This window comes from Paraburkholderia sp. FW306-02-B (assembly GCF_058782725.1).
In genome coordinates this window covers 2567146-2593034 of sequence record NZ_JBYSXZ010000001.1, presented here as the reverse complement: position 1 = coordinate 2593034, position 25889 = coordinate 2567146, and the positions used below count along the sequence as shown (strand labels likewise).

23 protein-coding genes are annotated in these 25889 nt (G+C 63.6%); 19 read left to right on the top strand and 4 right to left on the bottom strand.

Going from position 1 to position 25889, the window contains the following annotated elements:
• The first annotated feature begins 21 nt into the window (after positions 1-21).
• The 9 genes from AC3WOG_RS11435 to AC3WOG_RS11395 all read left to right on the top strand — a co-directional run bounded on the left by AC3WOG_RS11435 (position 22) and on the right by AC3WOG_RS11395 (position 9738).
• On the top strand, positions 22-1056 hold the full coding sequence (locus AC3WOG_RS11435; RefSeq protein WP_492578109.1) for a DNA polymerase III subunit delta': 1035 nt from the start codon (positions 22-24) through the stop codon (positions 1054-1056).
• Between the two features lie 104 nt (positions 1057-1160).
• Complete coding sequence (locus tag AC3WOG_RS11430) at positions 1161-1676, top strand: GNAT family N-acetyltransferase (RefSeq protein WP_492578108.1); 516 nt, start codon at positions 1161-1163, stop codon at positions 1674-1676.
• 34 nt (positions 1677-1710) lie between these two features.
• Positions 1711-2502, top strand: a complete 792-nt coding sequence (locus AC3WOG_RS11425; protein WP_492578107.1) for a TatD family hydrolase — start codon at positions 1711-1713, stop codon at positions 2500-2502.
• Positions 2503-2554: 52 nt separating this feature from the next.
• Positions 2555-3295 carry an ankyrin repeat domain-containing protein gene (locus AC3WOG_RS11420; protein ID WP_492578106.1) on the top strand — a complete coding sequence of 247 codons (741 nt, stop codon included), beginning with the start codon at positions 2555-2557 and terminating at the stop codon, positions 3293-3295.
• Positions 3296-3484: 189 nt separating this feature from the next.
• Positions 3485-3841: a Rap1a/Tai family immunity protein gene (locus tag AC3WOG_RS11415; protein ID WP_035550226.1), complete on the top strand. Its 357-nt coding sequence runs from the start codon at positions 3485-3487 to the stop codon at positions 3839-3841.
• 410 nt (positions 3842-4251) lie between these two features.
• The gene (locus tag AC3WOG_RS11410; RefSeq protein ID WP_492578105.1) at positions 4252-5475 is read left to right on the top strand and encodes a mechanosensitive ion channel family protein; all 1224 of its coding nucleotides are present in this window, start codon (positions 4252-4254) and stop codon (positions 5473-5475) included.
• 291 nt (positions 5476-5766) lie between these two features.
• Positions 5767-7179 (top strand): alpha,alpha-trehalose-phosphate synthase (UDP-forming), encoded by a 1413-nt coding sequence (gene otsA, locus AC3WOG_RS11405; RefSeq protein WP_492578104.1) that lies wholly within the window; start codon positions 5767-5769, stop codon positions 7177-7179.
• Between the two features lie 67 nt (positions 7180-7246).
• Positions 7247-8413, top strand: a complete 1167-nt coding sequence (locus tag AC3WOG_RS11400) for an AAA family ATPase (RefSeq protein WP_492578103.1) — start codon at positions 7247-7249, stop codon at positions 8411-8413.
• Between the two features lie 257 nt (positions 8414-8670).
• Positions 8671-9738, top strand: coding sequence for a glycosyltransferase family 4 protein (locus tag AC3WOG_RS11395; RefSeq protein WP_492578102.1), 1068 nt, complete (start codon positions 8671-8673; stop codon positions 9736-9738).
• A 228-nt stretch (positions 9739-9966) separates the two neighbouring features.
• On the opposite strand, the gene AC3WOG_RS11390 is transcribed toward AC3WOG_RS11395, so the two are convergent.
• The 3 genes from AC3WOG_RS11390 to AC3WOG_RS11380 form a co-directional block, all read right to left on the bottom strand.
• The gene (locus AC3WOG_RS11390; protein ID WP_492578101.1) at positions 9967-10554 is read right to left on the bottom strand and encodes a BPSL1445 family SYLF domain-containing lipoprotein; all 588 of its coding nucleotides are present in this window, start codon (positions 10552-10554) and stop codon (positions 9967-9969) included.
• 376 nt (positions 10555-10930) lie between these two features.
• Complete coding sequence (locus AC3WOG_RS11385; protein WP_492578100.1) at positions 10931-11377, bottom strand: hypothetical protein; 447 nt, start codon at positions 11375-11377, stop codon at positions 10931-10933.
• A 227-nt stretch (positions 11378-11604) separates the two neighbouring features.
• The gene (locus AC3WOG_RS11380; RefSeq protein WP_492578099.1) at positions 11605-11904 is read right to left on the bottom strand and encodes a PsiF family protein; all 300 of its coding nucleotides are present in this window, start codon (positions 11902-11904) and stop codon (positions 11605-11607) included.
• Between AC3WOG_RS11380 and AC3WOG_RS11375 the strand changes: the two genes are divergently transcribed.
• From AC3WOG_RS11375 to AC3WOG_RS11365, 3 genes are all read left to right on the top strand, one after another.
• Positions 11905-12159: a hypothetical protein gene (locus AC3WOG_RS11375; protein WP_492578098.1), complete on the top strand. Its 255-nt coding sequence runs from the start codon at positions 11905-11907 to the stop codon at positions 12157-12159.
• A 204-nt stretch (positions 12160-12363) separates the two neighbouring features.
• On the top strand, positions 12364-12660 hold the full coding sequence (locus AC3WOG_RS11370) for a YciI-like protein (protein ID WP_492578097.1): 297 nt from the start codon (positions 12364-12366) through the stop codon (positions 12658-12660).
• 581 nt (positions 12661-13241) lie between these two features.
• Complete coding sequence (locus tag AC3WOG_RS11365; RefSeq protein WP_492578096.1) at positions 13242-14369, top strand: transposase; 1128 nt, start codon at positions 13242-13244, stop codon at positions 14367-14369.
• A 79-nt stretch (positions 14370-14448) separates the two neighbouring features.
• Here the strand turns inward: AC3WOG_RS11365 and AC3WOG_RS11360 are convergent, their stop codons facing one another.
• Positions 14449-16005: a mannose-1-phosphate guanylyltransferase/mannose-6-phosphate isomerase gene (locus tag AC3WOG_RS11360; RefSeq protein ID WP_492578095.1), complete on the bottom strand. Its 1557-nt coding sequence runs from the start codon at positions 16003-16005 to the stop codon at positions 14449-14451.
• A 664-nt stretch (positions 16006-16669) separates the two neighbouring features.
• Between AC3WOG_RS11360 and AC3WOG_RS11355 the strand changes: the two genes are divergently transcribed.
• The 7 genes from AC3WOG_RS11355 (at position 16670) to AC3WOG_RS11325 (ending at position 25887) form a co-directional block, all read left to right on the top strand.
• Positions 16670-18067: an undecaprenyl-phosphate glucose phosphotransferase gene (locus AC3WOG_RS11355; protein WP_492578094.1), complete on the top strand. Its 1398-nt coding sequence runs from the start codon at positions 16670-16672 to the stop codon at positions 18065-18067.
• A 75-nt stretch (positions 18068-18142) separates the two neighbouring features.
• Positions 18143-19591, top strand: a complete 1449-nt coding sequence (locus AC3WOG_RS11350; RefSeq protein WP_492578093.1) for a UDP-glucose dehydrogenase family protein — start codon at positions 18143-18145, stop codon at positions 19589-19591.
• Between the two features lie 45 nt (positions 19592-19636).
• The gene (locus AC3WOG_RS11345; RefSeq protein WP_492578092.1) at positions 19637-20092 is read left to right on the top strand and encodes an arsenate reductase/protein-tyrosine-phosphatase family protein; all 456 of its coding nucleotides are present in this window, start codon (positions 19637-19639) and stop codon (positions 20090-20092) included.
• Positions 20093-20142: 50 nt separating this feature from the next.
• Positions 20143-21315, top strand: a complete 1173-nt coding sequence (locus tag AC3WOG_RS11340) for a polysaccharide biosynthesis/export family protein (protein WP_492579780.1) — start codon at positions 20143-20145, stop codon at positions 21313-21315.
• A gap of 110 nt (positions 21316-21425) precedes the next feature.
• The gene (locus AC3WOG_RS11335) at positions 21426-23624 is read left to right on the top strand and encodes a polysaccharide biosynthesis tyrosine autokinase (protein WP_492579779.1); all 2199 of its coding nucleotides are present in this window, start codon (positions 21426-21428) and stop codon (positions 23622-23624) included.
• A 75-nt stretch (positions 23625-23699) separates the two neighbouring features.
• The gene (locus AC3WOG_RS11330) at positions 23700-24623 is read left to right on the top strand and encodes a glycosyltransferase family 2 protein (protein ID WP_492578091.1); all 924 of its coding nucleotides are present in this window, start codon (positions 23700-23702) and stop codon (positions 24621-24623) included.
• 112 nt (positions 24624-24735) lie between these two features.
• Positions 24736-25887: a glycosyltransferase gene (locus AC3WOG_RS11325; protein WP_492578090.1), complete on the top strand. Its 1152-nt coding sequence runs from the start codon at positions 24736-24738 to the stop codon at positions 25885-25887.
• Positions 25888-25889 lie beyond the last annotated feature (2 nt).

Genomic DNA, 25889 nt, shown 5'->3' with positions numbered 1-25889 from the left:
ATTGAATTAAAAAGAGAAACGATGATGTATCCGTGGCAAGCCGATGACTGGAATCGCCTGCAACAGTTGCGCGGTCACTGGCCGCACGCCTTGTTGCTGCATGGGCAGGCTGGCATCGGCAAGCTGCGCTTTGCCCAGCATCTGGCGCAGGGTCTCCTGTGCGAGGCACAGCAGGCCAATGGCGAGCCGTGCGGCGCCTGTGTGGCATGCAACTGGTTCACGCAGGGCAATCATCCGGACTATCGGATCGTCGTGCCCGAAGCGCTGGCTGCCGAAGCGGGCCTCGCCAGCAATGCCGACGAAAAAGCCGACAAGGCCGACGCCGACGAAGGCAAGAAAACCCGCGCGCCCAGCAAGGAAATCAAGATCGAGCAGATCCGTGGCTTGCTCGATTTCGTCGGCGTTGGGTCGCATCGCGGCGGCGCGCGCGTGGTCGTGCTGTATCCGGCCGAAGGGCTGAACATCGCGGCGGCCAACGCGCTTCTGAAAACGCTGGAAGAACCGCCGGCGGGCGTCGTGTTCCTGATGGTGTCGGCGCGCATCGACCGCTTGCTGCCGACCATCATCAGCCGCTGCCGCCAATGGCCGATGACCACGCCCGCCCCGGACGTCGCGACCCAGTGGCTGGCCGCGCAAGGCGCGGCCGAAGCCCCAGCGTTGCTGGCCGAAGCCGGCGGCGCGCCACTCACCGCGCTCGCGCTCGCCAGCGACGAGAACCGCGCGCTGCGCGACTGGACCCTGAAGCAACTGGCCGCCGGTCCGGATTGCGACGCCTTCGCCTGCGGCGAGACGCTGCAGAAGCTGCCGGTGCCGCTGGTGCTCGGCTGGCTGCAACGCTGGATGTACGACTTGCTGGCGCAGCGCACGGCCGGCGCGCCGCGCTATTTTCCGCAGGCATCGGCGGCGTTGACGCGCTGCGCGTCGCAGGCCGACGCCAGCGCGTTCGCGCGTTTCATGCGGACCGTGACGCGCCAGCGCGCCGTGGAGAACCATCCGCTGAACGCTCGGCTGGTGTTCGAGGATCTGTTTATCGGCTATCGCGAGCTGTTCGCGTAAGCCTGTTGATGTTGCCGCCCGGCCCTGGTGGCGCGCCGCGCCGCCTGGCTGGACCGCCGTTTGCCTTCCATCTCAAGTTCACCTAGCCAAGTTCACCTAGCGCCATGAGCCTTTCTTATCGCGATGCCACACTCGACGATCTGCCCGCGATCGTCGCCATCTACAACTCGACCGTGCCGTCGCGGCAAGTCACCGCCGACCTGGAACCGGTCAGCGTCGAAAGCCGGCTGGCTTGGTTTCACGCGCACGGTCCGCAAAAGCGCCCGCTGTGGGTGGTGGAAGACCCGCAAAACGGCAGCGTGATCGCGTGGCTGAGCTTTTCGGACTTCTACGGCCGCCCGGCCTATCAGCGCAGCGCCGAAGTCAGCATCTATCTGGACGAACGCGCGCGCGGCAAGGGCTTGGGCAAGCAGTTGCTGGCCGCCTCGCTCGCGGCGGCGCCGGCGCTCGGCATCGATACGGTGCTCGGCTTTATCTTCGGCCACAATGAAGCGAGCCTGCGCCTGTTCCGCGGCTTCGGTTTCGACACGTGGGGGTCGCTCCCGCGCGTCGCGGTGCTGGACGGCGTGGAGCGCGATCTGGTGATTCTCGGCAAGCGGCTCGACACGGCAGTTGCCTGATTCACCTCAAGCTATTTATCAGCAGGACACCACCATGTTTGTCGACTCGCACTGCCATATCAACTTCGAAGGACTCGCCGACCGCCTGCCGCAGGTGCTGGAGAACATGCGCAGTCATTCGGTCACGCATGCGCTGTGCGTGTCGGTGGATCTCGAGACGCTGCCGTCCGTGCTGGAGATCGCCAGTCAGTATGCGAACGTGTATGCGTCGGTCGGCGTGCATCCGGATCACGAGGATATGCGCGAGCCGAGCCTGGCCGAACTGATCGAACTCGCCAGGCACCCGAAGGTGGTTGCGATCGGCGAGACGGGGCTTGACTACTATCGTCTGGAGGGCCGCACGATCGCCGATATGGAATGGCAGCGCGAACGCTTTCGCACCCATATCCGCGCGGCGCACGCCACGCAAAAGCCGCTGATCATCCACACGCGTTCGTCGGCGGAAGACACGCTGCGCATCATGGCCGAGGAGCGCGCGAGCGAGCCGGGCGGCGTGATGCATTGCTTCACGGAGCCATGGGCGGTCGCCGAACAGGCGCTGGCGCAGAATTTTTACATTTCGCTGTCGGGCATCGTCACGTTCAAGAGCGCAACCGACGTGCAGGACGTCGCGCGCCGCGTGCCGCTCGAGCGGCTCCTGATCGAAACCGACTCGCCGTACCTCGCGCCGGTGCCGTATCGCGGCAAGCCTAATGAACCTGCGTACGTCAGTTATGTCGGACGGTTCATCGCGCAACAACGCGAGATGCCGGATACGGCGCTGGCCGCCGCGACCACGCAAAACTTCTTCCGGCTCTTCAAGATCCCCGCGCCGGCCGGCGTCTGATTCATAAAATTTAAAGATATCAAAAGGATAGGGAAGTTTCCTAAAGCAAAATATGAAAGATAATTCGACTTCGATCGCAGCGTTTGAACAGACTTCGGCGGCGCAAAACGCTTTCGGTTCGGCGCGCCGCGGCGCGTCCAGCGTAGCGCTCGCCGCCACGCTGGTTTGCGCCGCGCTGAGTTCGGTGATCGCCTCGCCGGCTCAGGCGGCGCCGATCGACTCGCTGATCAAGTCGGTCAAGTTCGACGACGTCGACGGCGTCAACAAGCTGCTTGCCAAGGGCATGGACCCGAACAGCGTGGACAACCAGGGCATCCCGCTGCTGGTGCTGGCCGCGCGTGAGAAATCGGACAAGGTCGGCGCCGCACTGGTCGCCAACCCGAAGACTGACATCGAGATCCTCGACAAGGCCGGCGAAAACGCGATGATGATGGCGGCGCTCAACGGCGACATCGACTTCGTCAAGCTGCTGATCGCGAAGGACGCGGAGGTCAACAAGAAGGGCTGGGCGCCGCTGCACTATGCGGCGGCGAACGGCCACGACGACATCGTCAAGCTGCTGCTCGACCATTCGGCCTATGTCGACGCCGGTTCGCCGAACGGCACCACGCCGCTGATGATGGCCGCGCGCGGCGGCCATGTGTCGACCGTCAAACTGCTGCTCGACAACGGCGCTGACCTGACTGTGAAGAACCAGATCGGCCTGACCGCGCTCGATTTCGCGAAGACCTATAAGGAACCGGACGTGGTCGAAGGACTGACTGCGCGCCTGCAGCAAATGCAGCAGAAATAAAGCGCGCGGAAAAACCGGATCGCCGGATCGCCGGAGCGCCGGACCGCGCAAATTTGCCAGAAGATAGCGGCCGCCGGCACGCCTGCCGCTTCGCAAAACAGTGCAGAATAACGACTTTGGCGCGCGCCCCATGGCGCGCCGTTTCGATGCGGCACGAGACCGCCTGATAAACACCCTGGAAGGAACACCATGCTGCGGGCTTTGATTTTCGCCAGCGCGCTTGCCGTACCGCTATCGGCAGCTGCGTTTACGGGAGGCGACCTCAACAAGCTGTGCACCAAGACCGATGTGGCGTCGCGTAGCGCGTGTGCCGCGTATATCGAAGGCGCCGCGGACGGCATCTTCAACACGATCGACGCGATCGGCGGTACCACCGGGCCGCGCGTCGGCCAGTACTTCTGCTTGCCGCAAGACGCGCGCTCGGCGCAGCTCACCGACGCGGTGCGCAAGTACATCGCGGAAAATCCGATCGTCGCGGGCTATAACGCCAGTACGGCGATCTCGTTGGGGCTCGGCAAGGCGTTTCCTTGCAAGAGCGGCAATTGATCGATTTGAATCGCGATTGACGCTTGCGTGCTCGCAGTGGGCACGTCCGGCGGTTCGGCCGGCTTGACCTGTACTGTTTCAACCCGGCTCGATGCCGGTTAAAACCCCCGGCCGCGCGCTTTCAGAAGCAGCCCGGCCCGGACACCTTTCCCAGTCCGGACGGACCAACGCCTAAAACTTGCACAGGCCCTCCGTTCAGGCGCGGCAGATGCATCCATGCATAGCCGGCGCGCCGCTGTTGCGGGCGCGTCAGTGTCATCCGCCGGGCGGAGCCTCGACGCTAGCGCCCGCGAAAGGGGCTGCTTGCCGCCTGTTCGCGGCCTACCCGGTGGCCTGTCCCGCGCGGCGCGCATCATGTAATAACCCTGACACCGGTTCCGTTTCCACTCACCAGGAGGAAAACGCTCTTCATGCCCACTTTCGACGAATTGAGCCGTATCGCGGAAGCGCCGCTACATACGTGGCTCGGCGCCTTGTTCGTCTCGGTGATCGCGGTGCTGCTGGCTATCGGCATCCATCGAATCGGCGCGCGCATCGTCATGCGGATCGCGCGGCCGTATCCGCTCACCAGCGTCGTGCTGCGCTATATCGACAAACCGTCGCTGTTCGTCCTCGTGATCCTCGTGCTGGAAGCCGTCTGGTGGGAGGCGCCCGACACGCTCATCTTCATCACACCGCTGCGCGACGCCGCCGCGATGGTGCTAATCGGCGCGCTCACGTGGCTGTCGGTGCGCTTGGCGGCGGCGATCGGCGAGGCGATCATCCAGGCCCATCCGCTCGATACCGCCGATAACCTGCAGGCGCGCCGCATCCATACGCAGGCGCGGGTACTGGCGCGCTCGGTGATGCTGGTGATCGTGATCGTCGGCGTGGGCGGCGCGCTGATGACGTTTCCGAATGTGCGGCAGATCGGCGCCAGTTTGCTGGCGTCCGCGGGCGTCGCCGGGCTGGTCGCCGGTATTGCGGCGCGGCCGGTGCTCGGCAACCTGATCGCGGGTTTGCAGATCGCGCTCTCGCAACCGATCCGGCTCGACGACGTCGTGGTGATCCAGGGCGAGTGGGGGCGTATCGAGGAAATCACCGGCACGTATGTGTCGGTGCGTTTGTGGGATCAGCGGCGGCTGATCGTGCCGCTGCAATGGTTCATCGAGAACCCGTTTTCGAACTGGACGCGCAGCAGTTCGCAGATCATCGGCACGGTGTTTCTGTACGTCGATTACCGGATGCCGCTCGCGCCGCTGCGCGAAGAGCTCGCACGCATCGTCGAGGGCGCGCCCGAGTGGGATCGTCGCGTGCAGGTGCTGCAAGTCACCGACGGCACGGAGCGCTCGATGCAACTGCGCGCGCTGGTCAGTTCGCTCGATTCCGGCCTGAACTGGGACTTGCGCTGCCGGGTCCGCGAGGGGCTGCTCGACTTCATTCAGAAGCACTATCCGCAGTACTTGCCGAGGGCGCGCGCCGACGTATCGGCCGAGCTGGAAACCGGCAAAGGCGAGCCGCTCAGCTGGATGCCGCGCGGCACGCAGACGCCCGCTGGCAGTACCGTGGCGCACACGGAAGCCGATCCGGTAGCGAGTCGCGTCGGCCATTCGCAGACGGCCAGTCCGCCTTACCGGCCCAAGGAAAAGGCATAGCTGGAGACGCTCGCGTGCAGCTGCGGGCCGGGGTGCCACTGCGGTGTCGGCGCATGTGCCAGCGCGTGTCTCAGCTCATGTGCCAGCGCGTGTGCCAAATGAGTGCAACCGATCGGGCACCCAGGCGGTCGAACAGTCCATCTGATCCACGAATCTGGCGCGGCTTCGTGTGGCTGGTCGGCTTTACGTCACCAAAGTGTTGCGGTGACTGAAGCGCCTGAAACGAAGCGCCTGAAACGAAGCGCCCGAAGCGCACATGCCGCGCCGCGCGAACCAGGGAGGACAACCGGAATGGGCCGATTGATCGTCGTGTCGAATCGCGTTGCAACGCCGACGGAAACCAGAGGATCGGCGGGCGGCCTCGCGGTCGGCGTGTTCGGCGCGTTGAAGGACGCAGGGGGCGTGTGGTTCGGCTGGAGCGGCGACGTGGTGAGCGAAACCGTCGCCAATGCCGGTCCGAATCTGGAGCAGGACGGCGCGGTGACGTTCGCGACCGTCGGCCTCACGCGCAAGGACTACGACCAGTACTATCGCGGCTTTTCGAACGCGACGCTGTGGCCGGTGTCCCACTACCGCAACGATCTCGCGCGCTACGAGCGCGACGAATATGCGGGCTACCGGCGCGTGAACGCGTGGCTCGCGCACAAGCTGATCAAGCTGCTCGAACCCGACGATGTGATCTGGGTTCACGACTACCATCTGATCCCGTTCGCCGAAGCGCTGCGCGCTGAAGGCATCACGAACCGGATCGGTTTCTTCCTGCACATTCCGTTTCCCTCGCCGCAGATTCTGCTCAACATTCCGCCGCACGAAGAGCTGGTGAAGTCGCTGTCGTGCTACGACCTGCTGGGCTTTCAGACGTCGACCGATCAACTCGCTTTTCATGACTACGTGACGCGCCATGCGCGCGGCACCGTGAGCGCGGACGGTCACGTCGAGGCATTCGGCCGCAAGCTGCGCACCGGCGTCTATCGGATCGGCGTGTTCCCGGACGAAATCGCCGAGCAGGCGAAACGCTATGAAAGCCGTCAGCACGTGCTCGACCTGAAGCAGAGTCTGGAGGGGCGCAAGCTGATCATGAGCGTCGACCGGCTCGATTATTCGAAGGGACTGGTCGAACGATTTCGCGCGTTCGAGCATCTGCTGGAGCGCTCGCCCGAATGGCGCGGCAACGTCACGCTGGTGCAGATCGCGCCGCCGACCCGCTCGGACGTCGCCACCTATCAGAAGATCCGTCAGGATCTGGAATACGAAGCGGGGCGCATCAACGGCCGTTACTCAGGCCTCGACTACACGCCGATCCGCTATCTGAATCAGCAGTACGACCGCTGGAAGCTGATGTCGCTGTTTCGCGAGTCGCAGATCGGCTTTGTCACGCCGTTGCACGACGGGATGAATCTGGTCGCCAAGGAGTATGTCGCCGCGCAGAATCCGGACGATCCGGGCGTGTTAGTTTTGTCGATTTTCGCCGGCGCGGCGGCGGAGCTGACCGGCGCGTTGCTGGTCAATCCGCATGACGCGATCGGCATGTGCGAGGCCCTGCAGCGTGCCTTGCAGATGCCGCTCGATGCGCGCCAGCGGCGTCACGAGATCAATATGGCGGCGCTGCGCAAGAACGATCTCGGCGTATGGCGCGATACGTTCCTGAACGATTTGCGCAGCGTGCCGGTGCAACAACCGGGTAACGGAGGCGGGCATAACTGATGGTGCGTATGAGCGAGGTTGCGTTACCGGGCGTGCCGCGGCGCGCGTTTGACCGATGGGGGGCGGCATGTTGACCACTTTAGCCATCGCGGGGTACCGGTCGCTGCGCGAGTTGATCGTGCCGCTCGGCCGCCTGAATGTGATCACCGGCGCGAATGGCAGCGGCAAATCGAGCGTGTATCGCGCGCTGCGGCTGCTGGCTGAGACTGCACGCGGCGGCGTGATTACGTCGCTGGCGCGCGAGGGCGGCTTGCAATCGACTTTATGGGCCGGGCCTGAACGCTTCTCGCGCGCGATGCTGGCGGGTGAGTCTGCTGTCGAGGGCACGCGCCGCAAGGAACCGGTGAGTCTGCGGCTCGGTTTTTCCGGCGATGAATTCGGTTATGCGATCGATCTGGGGTTGCCGCAGCTCGATCAGGCCACACGGTTCCCGCTCGATCCCACGATCAAGCGCGAATGCATCTGGAGCGGCCCCGTGTTGCGGCCGTCGGCGCTGCTGGTCGACCGGCGCGGTCCGGCGATTCATACGCGCGATGACGAACGCGACTGGCAGACTATTGCGCAACCCGTCGCGAGCTTCGACAGCATGATGACGGAGTTCTCCGACCCGCGCACCGCGCCGGAGATGATCACGGTGCGCGAGCAGATCCGCTCGTGGCGTTTCTACGACCATTTCCGCACGGATGCCGAAGCGGCGGTGCGCCTTCCTCAGATCGGCACGCACACCCCGGTGCTGTCCAACGACGGCGCGGACCTCGCGGCCGCCTTGCAAACCATTCGCGAGATCGGCGATCCGGCCGCGCTGGATGCCTCCATCGACGATGCTTTCCCTGGTTCGCGCCTCGACGTCGCCACCCAGGACGGCCGCTTCGAAGTGACGATGCAGCAGCACGGCCTGCTGCGACCGCTGAAAGGCGCGGAGTTGTCGGACGGCACCTTGCGCTATTTGCTGCTGGTCGCGGCGCTGTTGACGCCGCGTCCGCCCGCGCTGCTGGTGCTCAATGAACCGGAGACGAGTCTGCATCCGGATCTGCTGCCGGCGCTTGCGCGTCTGATCGCGCGGGCTTCCGTGCATTCCCAGGTGCTGGTGGTGTCGCATGCGGCGCGGTTGATCGCGGCGCTCGAGCGGGAGGACGACAGTCAGTCGATCGTGCTCGAAAAACACTTCGGCGCCACGCGTATTGCGGATGTGGACGATCACGGCCTGCCGGCGTGGAAGTGGCCGGCACGATAAAGAGCATAACGAGCATAAAGGGCGCGGCGCCGGATGTAAGTTGAATGTAACAGCGCCGAGGAATTGAAAGGCCAAGGACTTTTTCGTTCCGTCCTGGTGAATAATGCTTTGATGCGGATGGTGCAGGCGGACGCGCGGCGTCCGTTGCATTGATCGGAGGTACCGGCGCGGCCATACTCAGCGCCGCTGATGTGCCCGTCATGCGCACCGCCGCAGGCCAAAAAGCGGCCAAAGCCGCCAGTTCACGGAGACAAAAAATGAAGATTGCGCAGATCGCCCCTTTGACCGAATCGGTGCCGCCGAAGCTATACGGCGGCACGGAGCGCGTCGTGTCGTACATCACCGAGGCGCTGGTCGATCTCGGCCATGACGTGACGCTGTTCGCGAGCGGCGATTCCGTCACCAGCGCGAAGCTCGAACCGGTATGGCCGCGCGCGTTGCGTCTGGACCCGGGTATTCGCGACCGCATCGCTCCCCATATGCTGTTGATGGAACTGGTGCGCCGTCAGGCCGAAGATTTCGACGTGCTGCATTTCCACCTCGATTACTACTCGTTTTCGGTCTTCAAGCGCCAGGACACGCCGTTCGTCACGACGATGCACGGCCGCCTCGATTTGCCCGAGCAGCAGCCGGTGTTCGACACCTTCAACACCGCGCCGGTGATCTCGATTTCGAACGCGCAGCGTCATCCGTTGCCGCAGGCCAAGTGGCTCACCACCGTTTATCACGGCTTGCCGGAGCAGCTCTACACGCCGCAACCGGTCGAGCAGAAGTACCTCGCGTTTCTCGGTCGCATCTCGCCGGAAAAGCGTGTCGACACGGCGATCCGGATCGCCGGCCGCTGCGGGATGCAGATTCGCATCGCCGCGAAAGTCGATGCCGCCGACCGCGAGTACTTCGAACGCGACATCCGGCCTTTGCTGGATCTGCCGTACGTCGAGTTCATCGGCGAAATCGCGGATAACCAGAAGGCCGAATTCCTGTCCGGCGCGCATGCGCTGCTCTTCCCGATCGACTGGCCGGAACCTTTCGGTCTGGTGATGATCGAGGCGATGGCGTGTGGCACGCCGGTGATCGCGTTCAATCGCGGCTCGGTGCCCGAAGTGCTGGACGACGGCGTGACAGGCTTCATCGTCGAGGACGAGATCGGCGCGGTGGCGGCGGTGAATCGGCTGCATAAGGTGCCGCGGGCGGGCGTTCGGCAACGCTTCGAGGAACGCTTCACGTCGCACCGGATGGCCCAGCAATATGTGGATGCGTATCAATCGGTGATTCGCGCGCAGAAACGCTCGCGCTTCAAGGTGATCGATACGTCGGGGAGCTGAGTTGCGTTGAGCCGCGTTGAGTTGTGTTGGGTCGAGGCGGGCGGCAGCGTAAAAAAGAACGGCGGTGCAGCGCGCATCGCCGTTTTTTTTATTGCCGTTGTGCGCATCAGGCACGCAGCCCGGCGCCTGCCATGATGGAACATGGACCGCGTCTGACCCGGCCACCGCTGCGTGCGAAACCAGCGGATGGAACGCAGACTCCGACGACTGCGCAGACCGGCAGCGCGCTTAGATCTTCAGGCGCGATACCTTGGTGCCGTTAAGCGACACATCGGCCATCAAGCCGGCATTGGTCAGCACGAACACTTCGACCGGCGCCGTCGCCGTGGTCGTGTCGATCGCGCCGTTCGCGCCGACCTTCACCAGCGCGACGGATGCGTCGGCGCCCACCGCCCAGCCGTCCGAATTGCGGAATTTGTCGAGCGAATCCTGCGTCATGAACAGGAAGACGATGGCCTTCGACTGTGCACCGGCCTGCAGACCGAACGAACCGGAAACCGTGCTGTAGTAGCCGACCGTGCCGCCGCCTACGCGCAGCGCGCCTTCGCCATACTGGCCGCCGACGATGAAGCCCGCTTGCAGCACCGACGGGAACACGAGCACGCCGCGCGCTTTCGACACGAGTTCGCGCGAACCCGTCACCGTGGTGAACAGCCGCGACATGGTGCCGTCGACGCTGGCGTCGATCGACTTGCGTTTGGATGCATCAGTGGAGGGTGTGTCATGGCTGCTCCCGCTCGTCGTGCAACCGGCGAGTGCAAGGCCTCCGAAAGCGAGCGCAGCGGTAGTCTTCAGCATGAAGTTTCGTCTTTGCATCGTTTTTCTCCATCATGGTTCCTAGGCGCAACCTCGTATGTGTTGCCGGGTTGCCTTTGAGTTATATCACAGGCAAGCGTAACGGGTGCGCTGCGAGCTCTCGCGAAAAGCCTTATGCAGCGGGGCTTTGCGCCGAATATCAAGACGCTGCGCTGTAAATTTGACCGACCGTAAGCGAGTGTTTAAATCCGCTTGGACAGCGCGTTCGAGTGGGGCTCGGCAGAACCATGTCCGGTATGAGTTCGCACGACGAGACGGGCGTTCCAGCTACGCGAAACGCCCGTTTTTACCGATTTTTGCGCGGTACGATTTGCGCTGAAATTGAATTGAAAGTGTTGCCCGGATGCCGCAACAGGCTGCTTTTTCAGCCAGCCTGTCAGCCATTGTTCGCCGGGCTTTTCACCGGTGGCCGCCGCAATGCCCGGCGGATGACACCGATCACGGCGCCGATCAGGAGCAACGTGATGGCCGGCACGATCCAGTAGCCGACGAAGGCGTGCCAGAGGTAAGCGAAGAGGGTGGAGCGGCGCACGCTGTATTCGTTGCGGGCATCCTGCTGGCGCGGCGCATTGGCGGCCAGCACGTCGGCCGGGCAGCCGGCTGCCTGCGCTTCGTCGGGCTTGCCGTGGCAGCGCGCGGGCGCGCCGGCGGCGCGTTGTGCGTCGGTGAAATTCCAGGTGGTCAGCGCGCGCTCGAGGTCGACGGTGTTATACGCCATTTCCTCCCTGATCTCGCTGACCGCGACGATCGCTACCGGCACTGCCCAGAATATGATGACGACCAGCCACCGCCTCAACCAGCGGTTTTTACGCTTCGATACCATCCTTGCCTCCGATCGATGCTCTGCGGCATCAACGACAAGATGGCGGCCCGTCTAATGTTGTGTGGGGGTGGGCCGTCTCCGCAGCCATCATAGAAGAAAAACGGTACGTTCGTGCGGATGGACTGCGAGAGGGGCGGGGCAGGAAGAAGGATGCGGGAAAAAGGCCGGGGCCGCGCCGAAAAACGGCGCGGCCCCGTTCAAGCGAGCAGTAGCGAAGCGCCTTGCGCTTAATTAGCCGGCGCGGACGACAGGCACGACTTCATGAACGCCTTGCGGTCGTCGCCTTTCTTGCCGGTGGCTTGCGTGTTGCATGCCTTCATCTTGTCCTGCTGGCTCATCGGCGCGGCGGCGGCGGCCGGCTTTGCCGACAGGCAGGTCTTCATGAAGGCCTTGCGCTCGTCGCCCTTCTTGTCGCCGGCCTGCTTGTTACAGTCGGCCATTTTCGTTTGCTGGCTGTTCTGCGCGAACGCCGGCGAAACGAGAACCGCGCCCAACACCAGCGTAGCGATTGCGGATTGGATCTTCATGTGACACTCCCTTCGGTGATGAAAACGTTTTTGGTTGTCATGCGCATGGGCGTCAACGGCATTCAGGGCCCATCGGCATGCACGTTATTGCAATTGCTGTCTGCCAGAACGGACAAAAGCGCATTCCGGTTGACAAGCCGTGACGCTGGTTTTCCCTACCGGGCCTTCCTTGCCCGGCAGGGAGGGCTGCCCACAGTGCGCGAACGGATGGATCGTAGCAGTGTTGAATTATGTTATGCATTCCAGATTAATTGACCGGGCGAATTCAACCGGATCACATCGCTGTCATTCACGATGAATGCGGAAAGATTTGGCAATGCAATCCGCATTGTGCGTGCGGACAATTGAATAAGAAATACGCAGAAAATCCCGCCGGCGATCACGGGGTAATATTGACTCGAATTCTGTGCGAGGAGGGGCTGCCGTCCCGTCTATCACACACGCCAAGGAGGCTTCGCCATGCACTACCTGTTGATGTACGACCTCGTATCCGACTACCTCGAACGTCGCGGCGCGTATCGCGACGAACATCTTAAGCATGCATGGGCGGCGGCCGAACGCGGCGAATTGCAACTCGCCGGCGCGCTGAGCGAACCGGTCGACACCGCCGTGCTGCTCTTCGAAGGCGACTCGCCCGCTGCCGCCAAAGCCTTTGCCGAGGCCGATCCGTATGTGCTCGAGGGGCTCGTGACGCGCTGGCGCGTGCGGCCATGGATGACCGTGGTGGGTACGCACGCGTCGCAACCGGTGCGCTAGAAGCCATGCCGCGAGCATCTTTCGCGCAACCTGAACCCTGATGCGAATGCACGCGTGAGCGCTGCCGTTCGCTCGTCCCATCGCATCGCGCCGGTCACGTGGAAACACCGTCGGCGCGATGCCCGGGTGAGCTGCATCACCCGCCAAAAATCGTTGCAGGTGCCTCAAAATGAATCACCGCGCATTTCGCCGATTTCATAAAGCCTATTCGCCGCTGATTTTTTGCCGTTTCGCCGCCCAATAGCCGGTTTCGTCGCCGGAACCAGCCGCCTTTCTGTTACGGCAATTCGAGAAATGACGCAGCAAAAAGGACAAGATTGTTTCCATCCGTAACACTTGTCTCGACGATATTCACGCAAACCCTGGTGGTGGTATGCTTCGTGCACAAATTCTCCCATGCACGAGTGAGACCACGTTTTGTGCTTCGCAATAGGGACAAACCGCACTAAGCCAGTGCGGCGGTGACCGACAGACAGAACGTACAAAACAAATTTGTGCAACCGCGGGCTGCACACGGATCGTGAAAGTTGAATCCGTGGCAGTCCAAAGCCGCGGCCCGGCCAGGCTGCGTGGAGAACCCAATGTTTTTCGATGAGCTAAGCAATGAAGAATGGGCGCTGCTGGCAGCGCTTGTCTCCGATGAGCCGGCCGTCCGTCTGAACCGACGCGGCCGGCCGCGCGCCGAACCACGCATCGTGGCGAATGCCGTCCTGTGGATTCTGACAACTGGCGAACCCTGGTCGAAGCTGCCAGGCCGCTATCCGTCGGGTCCCACTTGCCGGCGCCGTTTTGAAGAATGGCAATTGAACGGCACGCTTCTCGAGATGGTTCGGCTCTTATCCCAAACCGGGCGCACCTTCGCGTACGTCCCGCAACCGGCGCCGCCCGTCGCGGCCAAACCTGCAGCACCGGTAGCCGCGCCCCCCAGCGCGCGCGACGACAACCTGCGTGGCGTGTCCTGGAAGAGCCCCGAGTCGTGGCAAGCGCCCGGCAGCATGTCGAGCAGCCTGAGCAACTGGCGTTCGGCCGACCCGATCGCCGACATCACGCGCCAGTTGTCCGGCGTGGGGTATGCGCCGCCTGCGCCGTCCGCCCCGGCGGTGCGTGCCGGGCTGTCCAGCATGGCTGAAGCGGACGCGGTGGAAGTGGCAATGGGCGATTTGACCTCTGCCGCTACGGCCGGGGGCCGCACGCATCCGTTCGAAGATCAGCGCAGTCCGCTGTCGATGAGCCTCGCGCCACGCGGCACGCAGGTCGCCGACCGGCGCGGCTATCTGATCTATGTGGTGGCGGAGCGGGTGCCCAACGCCATGTATCGCGCATGGGCGGAGATCATGAAGGACGGCAAACGCGTCGAGCGTTCCGGTCTGGTCGGTCCGCGCTTTGCGGATGCGCAGGCGGCGGAGCAATACGCGCTCGACTGGGCGCGCCAGTGGATCGACCGTGAATGCCGCACGCTGGCGGCTGCGGGCACTGCGCCGGCCGTCCATGCCGCTGCACCGGTTGCGCGTACGTTGCCGGCCATGCGCCACGTGCCGGAGCCGGTCACGGTGAATCACGGCGGGCCTTTGCATGGCCCTATCGGTGGGTTCCGCGGTCCGTTACGCCGTTATCCCGGCGAACCGGCTGCACCCGTTACACCAGCGACAGAAAGCAGTGCCTCAGATCGTTTTCCGGCGTTCACAGAACTCATCTCCCACGCGGGATGAGCAATAGCAGCACCCCGCGGCCGGTAGGAGCAACCGCCGCAGGATCCCGCTTCATCCGTTGTGAATCACTGGTGTGGCTTCATTGACGTCCATAAGTGTCGTCAAAGCGCACGATGTCGTCTTCGCCGAGATACGAACCGGACTGCACCTCGATCATTTCGAGCGGCATCTTGCCCGGGTTCTCGAGACGGTGGGTGACGCCCAGCGGAATATAAGCAGACTCGTTTTCGGAGACGATAAAGCGCTCTTCACCCCGCGTGACGAGCGCGGTGCCGCGCACGACGATCCAATGTTCAGCGCGGTGATGATGCATTTGCAGCGAGAGCCGCGCACCCGGCTTCACGACAATGCGTTTGACCTGGAAGCGCTCGCCGGTGTCGACGGAGTCGTAGTTGCCCCACGGCCGGTGCACCTTGCGATGGTTGGCCGCTTCCAGGCCGCCATCGTTGCGAATCCGCCCGACGATCTTCTTGACGTCCTGCACGCGCGATTTGTCGGCAACCAGAATCGCGTCCGCCGTTTCGACCACCACCAGATCCTGGGTGCCCACGCAGGCAATCAGGCGTCCTTCCGAATGCGCGAAGGTCGAGCTCGAACCTTCGAACATCACGCGGCCGCGACCGACGTTCTGATCGGCGTCTTTGTCCGAGATATCCCAGATCGCGTCCCACGAACCCACGTCCGACCAGCCTGCCTGCAACGGCACGACCACGCCGGAGGCGGCGCTCTGATCGTTGCCCAGTTTTTCCATCACGGCGTAGTCGATCGAATTCGACGGCGAGGCGCTAAACGCGTCGCGTTGCAGACGGAAGAAGTCGCCGTCCGCCTTGCCGCCCGCAAACGCGGCTTCGCACGCTTCGAAAATCGCCGGCTGGAAGTAGCGGATCGCCTTCAGCCAGGTCGACGCGCGCATGATGAAAATGCCGCTGTTCCACCAGTATTCCCGCGATTCGATGTAGCGCTGCGCCAGTTCCAGATGCGGCTTCTCGACGAAGCGGTCGAGCCGGTGAGCGCCAGGCCTGCCGGCGGTGTTCCCAGACGTTTCGTCAGGCATGCCTGGCTGTGTACCGAGCGCCGCGCCGATACGGATATAGCCGTAACCGGTTTCCGCGCGCGTCGGCACGATGCCCATCGTCACGATATGACCGGCCGCCGCATGCTGCACGCCGGCGGCCACCGCCGCATGAAAACCGTCGATGTCGGTCACCGCATGATCGGCGGGCATCACGACCATGATGCCGTCCTCGTCCTGCGCGGCGATCGACAGCGCGGCCACCGTGAGCGCCGGCGCGGTGTCGCGGCCGACGGGTTCGAGAATCAGCCGGCTCGGCTTGCCGCTCGTGCGCAACTGCTCGGCGGTCGTGAAGCGATGCTCTTCGTTGGCCACCACGACGAGTTGCTCGGATAGAAGATGACCGGCTTCGAGCCCATCGAGACGGCGCGTAGTGGATTGCAACAGCGAATCATCGCCCAGCAAACCAATCAGTTGTTTCGGGTATTGCTCGCGCGACATCGGCCACAGGCGTGTGCCGGAGCCGCCCGCGAGAATCACGGGATGGACCTTGAGCTTGACGTTCAGGGACATAGCTTGCGTGGACCGGGTATCGGCGGGTGTGGCCGTGACCGGAGCTGTCATGATGGACTCCTCGAGGCTGGGTGAATGCGTCGAGTTTTATCACGAAGTAAAGAATCAATAAAAGCGCGTTAAATAGAAACTATATAAATTGCCTAATAAAATTCGTCTTTCCGTGACGCAAAAATGTCCGTTTAATTTTTAAAAAAAGAAAAAATACACGAAAAAAATCCCGACCAGTTTTTTTAGGTGGGCGGATACCGCAGAATAGAGCCGAAGGGTGGCGCGTAAGCTTCGTAGGCAAACAGGAAGGAACGGCGAGCGTGGCTTCCTGCAAGGCGTTTAAACCCTCTCTCGAGGGCCAAAACCGGTAACAATTGCCGAACAAATTCCGAAAAAATATCGAAACTTTGACCGATACATTTTGAGATTTTTTGCTGTCTTGCAGTTCGAATTTTAATGCCGCTTTATCTATACCTGTACAAGGGTATTCACTCACTCCGACACGCGTTTTCCGGCTCGGCCACCTGGTTGGCAACTTAGATTTTTTTAGAGCGGACAACGGCTGGGCAATAGCACAGGCCAATGAGTTTCGCGTCGCGTATTCAGTTGCGCAGCGCGAATACCGGCGTTGTGCGTCTGGGCCGCCGGGCTGATGTGCTTAACCGGGTACTGGAGTTCAACCAACTGACGGATGGCACTTGACTGACGAACTGAGGTGCGGCGCATGCTGAGCGTTCTATCGAGAATCATCGACATTGCGATGGTCGCCTTTGGCGCCTGGATCGCGACGGCCGTGCACAGCGGGAAATTTGTGTGGCTGGACGACATGCAAAGCATTTCGCTCGCATTCGACTGCCTGCTGGTGGTGGTGTTTTTCCCCGCGCTCGGCATCTATCAGTCGTGGCGCGGCAAGCCGCTCTACGATCTGCTGTGCCGCGTGGCCGGCGGTTGGCTGATGGTGGAAGTGACCGGCATTCTGATCAGCTTCAGCCTGCATCGTTCGGACCTGCTGTCGCGCTTGTGGCTGGTGTATTGGGCGGTGGCCACCATCGTGCTCCTGATCGTCAACAAGGTGATCGTCTACTCGATCCTGAAGGGACTGCGCCGCGAGGGTTTCAATCAGCGCGCGGTGGCGATCGTCGGCGGCGCGCCGTACGGCCGCTTTCTGATCGAGCAGATGCGCAGCCGTCCGGAAGCGGGCTTTAGCCCGGTCGTCGTGTTCGATGAAGACGGCACGATCAATCCCTACGAGGACCCGGACGCCTCGGACGCGATCGACGGCGTGCCGGTCGAGCGCGACTACGCACGGATGATCCAGCTGGTACGCCAGCGGGCGATTCGCGAACTGTGGCTGGCGCTGCCGATCTCGAAGGAAAAGGCGATTCACCGCTTCGTGATGGATTTGCGCAACGACTTCGTGAACATCCGTTTCATTCCGGATGTGCGCAGCCTCACGCTCTTCAATCAGCCGATGGTCGATCTGCTCGGCGTGCCCGCGATCAACCTGGCCGCCTCGCCGATCACCGATCTGCGCGTGCTGCCCAAGCGCATCTTCGACCGGCTGTTCGCGCTTGCCGCGTTGAGCGCGCTGGCGCCGGTGATGCTGGCGATCGCGGTGATGGTGAAGCTGAGCTCGCCCGGTCCGGTGTTCTTCCGGCAGAAGAGGAAGGGCATCGACGGCAACCAGTTCGAGATCTACAAGTTCCGCTCGATGAAAGTGCACAAGGAGGAGTCCGGCAAGATCACCCAGGCCACGCGCCGCGACCCGCGCATCACCGCGGTCGGTGCGTTCCTGCGGCGCACCAGCCTCGACGAATTGCCGCAATTCATCAACGTGCTGCGCGGCGAGATGTCGGTGGTCGGCCCGCGTCCGCATGCGCTCGAACACGACGACATCTACAAGGATCTGGTGAAGGGCTACATGCACCGCTACCGGATCAAACCGGGCATCACCGGATGGGCGCAGATCAACGGCTATCGCGGCGAAACCGACCGCATCGAAAAGATGATGGGCCGCGTCAAGCTCGATCTGTACTACATGCAGCACTGGACCTTCTGGCTCGACATCAAGATCGTCGTGCTGACGCTGTGGAAGGGCTTTGTGGGCAGTAACGCTTATTGAGCGCATATCGAGCAGCAGGGGCGCAACGCAGCGCGTGCCCGCTCTCCCGAATCAACTCACAATCCGAGGTAATACATGAACCTGACGATCATCGGTAGTGGCTACGTAGGCCTCGTGACGGGCGCATGTCTGGCCGACATTGGCCACGACGTGTTCTGTCTCGACGTCGATCAGCGCAAGATCGACGTGCTCAACAACGGCGGCGTGCCGATCCATGAACCGGGTCTGCAGGAGATCATCGCGCGCAATCGTAAGGCCGGCCGCCTGAAGTTCTCGACCGACATCGAAGCCGCGGTCGCGCACGGCGATATCCAGTTCATCGCCGTGGGCACGCCGTCCGACGAAGACGGTTCCGCCGACCTGCAATACGTGCTGGCCGCCGCGCGCAACATCGGCCGCCACATGACGGGCTTCAAGGTGATCGTCGACAAATCCACGGTGCCGGTCGGCACGGCCTCGCGCGTGCGCGACGTGATCGCCGGGGAACTGGCCGCGCGCAACGCGCAGCATATGTTCTCGGTGGTATCGAACCCGGAATTCCTGAAAGAGGGCGCGGCCGTTGAAGACTTCACGCGGCCCGACCGCATCGTGCTCGGCTGCGATGAAGACGTGCCGGGCGAGAAAGCGCGCGAATTGATGAAGCGCCTGTACGCGCCGTTCAATCGCAACCGCGAACGCACGCTGTATATGGACGTGCGCTCGGCCGAATTCACCAAGTACGCGGCCAACGCGATGCTCGCCACGCGCATCTCGTACATGAACGAGCTCGCCAATCTTGCCGACCGCGTCGGCGCGGATATCGAAGCGGTGCGCCGCGGCATCGGCTCCGATCCGCGGATCGGCTACGACTTCCTGTACGCCGGTTGCGGCTATGGCGGTTCGTGCTTTCCGAAGGACGTGCAGGCGCTGATCCGCACCGCTGCCGACCACAAGGCGAACCTGCGCATTCTCGAAGCGGTGGAAGCCGTCAACGATACGCAGAAAAAGATCCTCGCGCACAAGATCGTCGCGCGTCTGGGTGAAGACCTGTCGGACCGCACTTTCGGCGTGTGGGGCCTCGCGTTCAAGCCGAATACCGACGACATGCGCGAAGCGCCGAGCCGTCCGCTGATCGCGGAACTGCTGCGCCGTGGCGCGCGCGTGAAGGCCTACGACCCGGTGGCAATCGACGAATCGAAGCGCGTCTTCGCGCTCGATCTGAAGGACGTGCCGCAGCAGCACGCGCGCCTGTCGTTCGTGAAGGAAGAAATGGATGCGGCCGAGGGCGCCGACGCGCTGGTGATCCTCACCGAATGGAAGGTCTTCAAGAGCCCGGACTTCGATGCGCTCAAGGACATCCTGAAGACGCCGCTGATTTTCGACGGCCGCAATCTGTACGAACCGGACGCGCTGCTCGAACTCGGTATCGAGTATCACGCGATCGGCCGTCAGCACGCGCTGCGCAGTGCGCCGGCACGGGTCGGCGCGAACGGCCTGGCGGTGACCGCCGGGACGGCTGCGGCTACAGCTGCGGCTGGAAGCTAAATCACCACGCCGCTGAACCACCAGGCCACGTTAGGGAGCCCGCCTATGTTCGCCAACGTTCTGATCGTCTGTCACGCCAACGTGTGCCGTTCGCCTGCCGCCGAAATGCTGTTCAAGGCACGGCAGCGCGCGGCCTCGCGGACGTCCTCGGCGCCGATCGCGTTTCATTCGGCGGGGATCCGTGCCGTGGCGGGTCATGGCATGGATCCGGTGATGCGGCGTCTGCTCGACGAGCAGGGCGTCGTCGCCGGGATCCATTACTCGCGGCGTCTCGACCGGCGCCTCGTGCGCTCCGCCGATCTGGTGCTGGTCAGCGAGCGCGCGCAGGTGAGCGAAGTCGAAGCGCTCGATCCGGCGTCGCGCGGCAAGGTCTATCCGCTCGGCAAGTGGGAACACGATTCCGATGTCGCCGATCCGCACGGCGGCGCGGAAACCGCTTATCGAGAGAGTCTCGTGCTCATCGAACACCTGGTCATGGGATGGCTGAAGAAAATATGCTGATGAAGAAACTCACTGCGAACCTCAAAGCGAACTCACCGGCGAATCTCCGCATGAAATTCGCCGCCACTTTTTTGCTGACGTCCTTTCTGTCGGCTTGCGCTACGGCGCCGGGGAATTACCTCGACACGTCCCGTCTGAAAGACGACGGGCAGCATCAGAACCAACCCGCGGAGACCTATCCGGTCCATCTGATCGATGCGAGCGTCGTAGCTGCGCAGGCGCAGGCGCAAGCCGCAAGCACGCCGCAGGCGTTGCCGACCTCGTCTGTCAGCGACCCGTCGCAGTACGTGTACCGGCTCTCGCCGCAGGACATCATCGGCATCACCGTGTGGGATCATCCTGAGTTGACTACGCCGCAGGGCAGCACGCTGTCGTCAGGCGGCAACACCACGCAGTCGTTCGGCGGCGCGTTGCAGCAGCCGTACACGGCCGCGTTGCCGGGCCAGGCCGATCCGTACGGCCAGACGGTTGCCGCCGACGGCACGATCTATTTCCCGTTCGTCGGGCGGATCCGGGCCGCGGGCAAGACGGTCGGCGAGGTGCGCGATCAATTGGCCTCCGGCCTCGTGCGCTATATCCGCAACCCGCAGGTCGACGTACGCGTGCTGTCCTATCGCGGCCAGAAAATCCAGGTGACCGGCGAAGTGAAGACGCCGGGGCCGCTCGCCGTCAGCGACGTGCCGCTCACGCTGGTCGACGCGATCACACGCTCGGGCGGCACGACCGGCGAAGCCGACATCCAGCGTGTGCGTCTGACGCGCAACAAGCAGCTCTACGTGCTCGACGCGAACCGCATGCTCGATAGCGGCGACACCACGCAGAACGTGATGCTGCAAGGCGGCGACGTGATCAACATACCGGATCGCAGCGCCAGCCGCGTGTTCGTGATGGGCGAGGTGAAGACGCCGATGCAGATGCCGATGCTCAAGGGGCGTCTGTCGATCGCCGATGCGCTGACGCAAGCGGGCGGCATCCTCGATACCGACGCCAATCCGCGCCAGATCTACGTGATGCGCGGCATGCGCGAGAAGCCGACCACGCCGGACGTCTACCGCCTCGACATGACGCAGCCGGACGCGATCATGCTGTCGACGCAGTTCCAGTTGCAGCCGATGGATGTCGTGTATGTCAGTACCGCCGCGTCGACCACGTTCAACCGTGTGTTGCAGCAGATCCTGCCGAGCGTACAGACGCTGTTCTACCTGAAGCAGCTGACGCGCTAATAGTTTGAGCCGTCGACAGGCCCGCGCCGCTCTCACAGGGCGCGGGACCGAAGCTAACGCCGAAGCAACCGATACGGGATCGAATTGTGAGCAATCAAATCTCTCCACACATGGCCGCACCGGCCAGGACCGAAGAAGAGGACATCGTCCTCGGCCAACTGGTGCAGGTGATCCTCGACGACATCTGGTGGCTGATCGCCATCGCCGCGGCGATCTTCGCGATCGCCTGCGCGTACTGTTTCCTCGCCAAGCCGATTTATTCGGCCGACGCGCACGTGCGCGTCGAGCAGTCCGACAACACGTCGCAGGCGCTTACGCAGACGCAAACCGGCGCGGCCATCACCACCGGCTCGACCTCGCTGCCGACCGACGCCGAAATCGAAATCATCAAGAGCCGCGGCGTGGTCGGCCCGGTGGTGCAGCAACTGAAGCTGAACTTCAGCGTCACGCCGAAGACCATCCCGCTGCTCGGCAGCATCGCCGCGCGCATGGCGACGCCGGGCCAGCCGGCGCGGCCGTGGCTGGGTCTCTCGTCCTATGCATGGGGCGGTGAAGAAGCCGACGTCGACGCGATCGACGTGGTACCCGCGCTCGAAGGCGAGAAGCTGACGATGAAGGTGCTGGACGACCAGCACTACGAACTGTACGCAAAGAACGGCTCGCTGCTGGTGCGCGGCCAGGTCGGCCAGCAGGCGCAGGGCGGCGGCGTGACGATCCTCGTCAACAAGCTGGTGGCCCGTCCGGGCGAGGAATTCACGGTGGTGCGCGCCAACGACCTCGACGCGATCAGCGCGTTCCAGTCGGCGATCACCGTGCAGGAACAGGGCAAGCAGACCGGCGTGATCCAGATCTCGCTGGAAGACAAGAGCCCGGAGCATGCCGCTGAAGTGGCCAATGCGCTCGCGCAGTCGTATGTGCGTCAGCACGTGTCGAACAAGCAGGTCGACGCAAGCAAGATGCTCGACTTCCTGAAGAGCGAAGAGCCGCGTCTGAAGAGCGATCTCGAACGCGCCGAAGCCGCCTTGACCGCGTATCAGCGCCAGTCCGGCTCGATCAACGCGAGCGACGAAGCCAAGGTGTACCTGGAAGGCAGCGTGCAGTACGAGCAGCAGATCGCCGGTTTGCGTCTGCAAATGGCGCAGCTGACCGAGCGTTACGGCGACGACCATCCGATGCTCAAGGCCGCGCGCCAGCAGATGGCCGAGCTGGAGGCGCAGCGCGCCAAATACGCCGACCGCTTCCGCGATCTGCCGGCTACCGAGGTGAAGGCCGTGCAGCTGCAACGCGATGCGAAGGTGGCCGAGGACATTTACGTGCTGCTGCTCAACCGTGTGCAGGAGTTGTCGGTGCAGAAGGCCGGCACCGGCGGCAACGTGCATATCGTCGACGCCGCGCTGCGCCCGGGCGTGCCGGTCAAGCCGAAGAAGGCGCTAATCCTGTCGGCGGCGGTGATTCTCGGGCTGATCGCCGGCACGGGTTTCGTGTTCCTGCGCCGCAATATGTTCAAGGGCATCGACGACCCCGAGCACATCGAACGCGCGTTCCATCTGCCGGTGTTCGGTCTCGTGCCGCTCAGCGCCGAACAGGCGTTGCTCGAAAACCGCTTCGAACGCGGCGGCGAACGCCTGCGTTCGGTGCTGGCCGATGCGCGGCCCAAGGACTTCACGGTCGAAAGCCTGCGCAGTCTGCGCACCTCGATGCAGTTCACGATGATGGACGCGAAGAACCGCATCGTCATGCTGACCGGCCCGATGGCCGGCGTCGGCAAGAGCTTCCTGACGGTCAATCTGGCGGTGCTGCTCGCGCATTCGGGCAAGCGCGTGCTGATGATCGACGGCGATCTGCGGCGCGGCGTGCTCGAACGCTATCTGGGCGGCGCGCAGGAGAACGGCCTGTCGGAACTGCTGAGCGGACAGATCTCGCTCGAAGAGGCGATCCGCAGCTCGAACATCGAGAACCTGAGCTTCATTTCGTGCGGCCGCCGTCCGCCGAATCCGTCGGAGCTGCTGATGTCGCCGCGTCTGCCGCAATACCTCGACGGCCTCGCCAAACGCTACGACGTGATCCTGATCGACACGCCGCCGGTGCTGGCCGTGACCGATGCGTCGATCATGGGCGCGTATGCCGGTTCGACCTTCTTCGTGATGCGCTCGGGCGTGCACAACGAAGGCGAGATCGCCGACGCGCTAAAGCGCCTGCGGGCGGCCGGCGTGCACGTGCAGGGCGGCATCTTCAACGGTATGCCGGCACGCTCGCGCGGCGGCTACGACCGCAGCTATGCGGCGGTCCAGGAATACCTGAGTACCTGAAGAGGCGCCAGGGCGATCCCTGTGCTCCGCATTCAGTGCAACTGCGCAGCGCAACTACGAAAAAAGGACATCACGATGAAAGTGACGGTACTGGTTCCGACTTTCCGCCGCCCGGCCGATCTCGCGCGCTGCCTCGGGGCGCTGCAACGGCAGTCGCGCGCGCCGGACGAGGTCGTGGTGGTCGCGCGCGCCGACGACGAGGCGACCCACGCGTGCCTGCGCGATCCGGCGGTGCCGGGCACGCTGCCGCTTTCGGTGGCGCTGGTCGACGTGCCCGGCCAGGTCGCGGCCTTGAATCGCGGGCTCGACGCGGCCAACGGCGACGTGATCGCGATCACCGACGACGACGCCGCGCCGCACCTCGACTGGGTCGAACGGATCGCGGCTGCGTTCGAGAGCGATGCGCGGCTGGGCGCCCTGGGCGGGCGCGACTGGGTGCACGAAAAAGGCCGGGTGCTGGACGGCGAGCAGCCGCTGGTCGGCAAGGTCACCGCGCACGGCAAGATCATCGGCAATCATCACCTCGGGGTGGGCGGCGCGCGTGAAGTCGACATCCTGAAGGGCGCCAATATGAGCTACCGCAGCGTCGCGGTCCGCACCATCCGTTTCGATGCGCGCCTGCGCGGCGCGGGCGCGCAAGTCCACAACGACATGGCCTTCAGCCTGAGCGTGAAGAATGCCGGCTGGAAGCTGATGTACGACCCGCGCGTGGCGGTCGATCATTTCCCGGCCGAACGTTTCGACGACGACCGGCGCGATGCGCAAACCATGGCGGCCTTGCGCAATGCCGCCTTCAACTTTCATCTGATCCTGCGCGACCAACTGCCGCCGCTGCGCCGTGAAACCGCCTGGTGGTGGTGGACGCTGGTCGGCACGCGGGTCTATCCGGGGCTCACGCACGCCGCGCTCGCGCTGCTCTCGAAGCAGGCGGGCCTGAAGCTGTCGCGCTGGCGCGCGGTGCGCACCGGCGCGCATGAGGCGCGGCGCGCGCTGTCCTGATCTTCGTGATCTACCGCGCGTCCCCCCGCGCGACCTATACGTTCGTGCATCGGCGCCTGCCTCGCTTCATGGCCGCCGGTGCTCCTTTCCACCGGCAGAGCGGAGTGTCTGCATGAGTACGAAAGTTCACGTTCATCTGTTTTACGGCGCCGACCCGCGCTTTTATCGACCGGGCGACAACATTGGTTGTCTGTATGGCTATCACCACGCCGAATCCGACGCATTCGCGCTGACCTATTCGCAGGACGCGCGCGAAAGCAAGCCGGTGCGGCTGCTGCGCCGCGCGCTGAAGGCGGCGCTCGGTTTCGATTTCATCCATACGTGGCGCAACCGCGCCGAGATGCTGCGCTCGGACGTGATCTGGACGCATACCGAGCAGGAACACCTGTCGGCCGCGCTGATGCTGCTGCTGAGCGGCCGCAAGGCGGGCGCCGATGGCGGACCGTTGTTGCTCGCGCAAAGCGTGTGGCTGCTCGATAAATGGCCTGGCTACGGGATGCTGCGCAACTGGTTGTATCGCAAGCTGCTTGCCCGTGCCGATCAGCTGACCACGCTCGCCAGCGAAAACGCCGAGCTGTGCCAGCGCTATTTCAACCGCGACGCAAAGCATGTCTACTACGGCCTGAATACCCAGGACTTCCCGGTGCAGGCGCCGACCGAATGGACACCGCACACGCCGCTTCGCATCGCCGCGATCGGCAACGATCGCGACCGCGATTGGGAAACCCTCATCAGGGCGTTCGGCAACGACGCCCGCTACACCGTGAAGCTCGCGACACGTCGCCGGATTCCCGCGTCGCTGAGCGCGGCCAACGTCGAGATCGCGTTGTTCTCGGGCATCAGGAAGCAGCGCGAACTCTACGACTGGGCCGACGTGATCGTCGTGCCGCTGCGGCCGAATACGCACGCCTCGGGCATCACCGTGATGCTCGAGGCGGCGGCGCTCGGCAAGCCGATGGTGGTCACCAGGGTCGGCACGTTAGAGGATTATTTCCCCGCTGGCGAAGCGGCTTATGTGCCGCCGTTCGACCCGCAGGCGCTGCGCGAAGCGGTCGACCAGCTCGCTGCGTCGCCGGCTGATGCGTTGCATCAGGCGCAGGCGGCGGCGGCCGGTTTGCTGTCGCGCGACCTGACGACGCAGCACTACGCGATGCAGCACGTGCGCATCACCCAGGAGATGCTGCGCGCCCGAAGCGCGGCGCGGGCTCCTGCGGTGGGGCAAGGGCAGCGTCCCAACCCGCGCGAATCACGCGGAGGCCTCTAAAC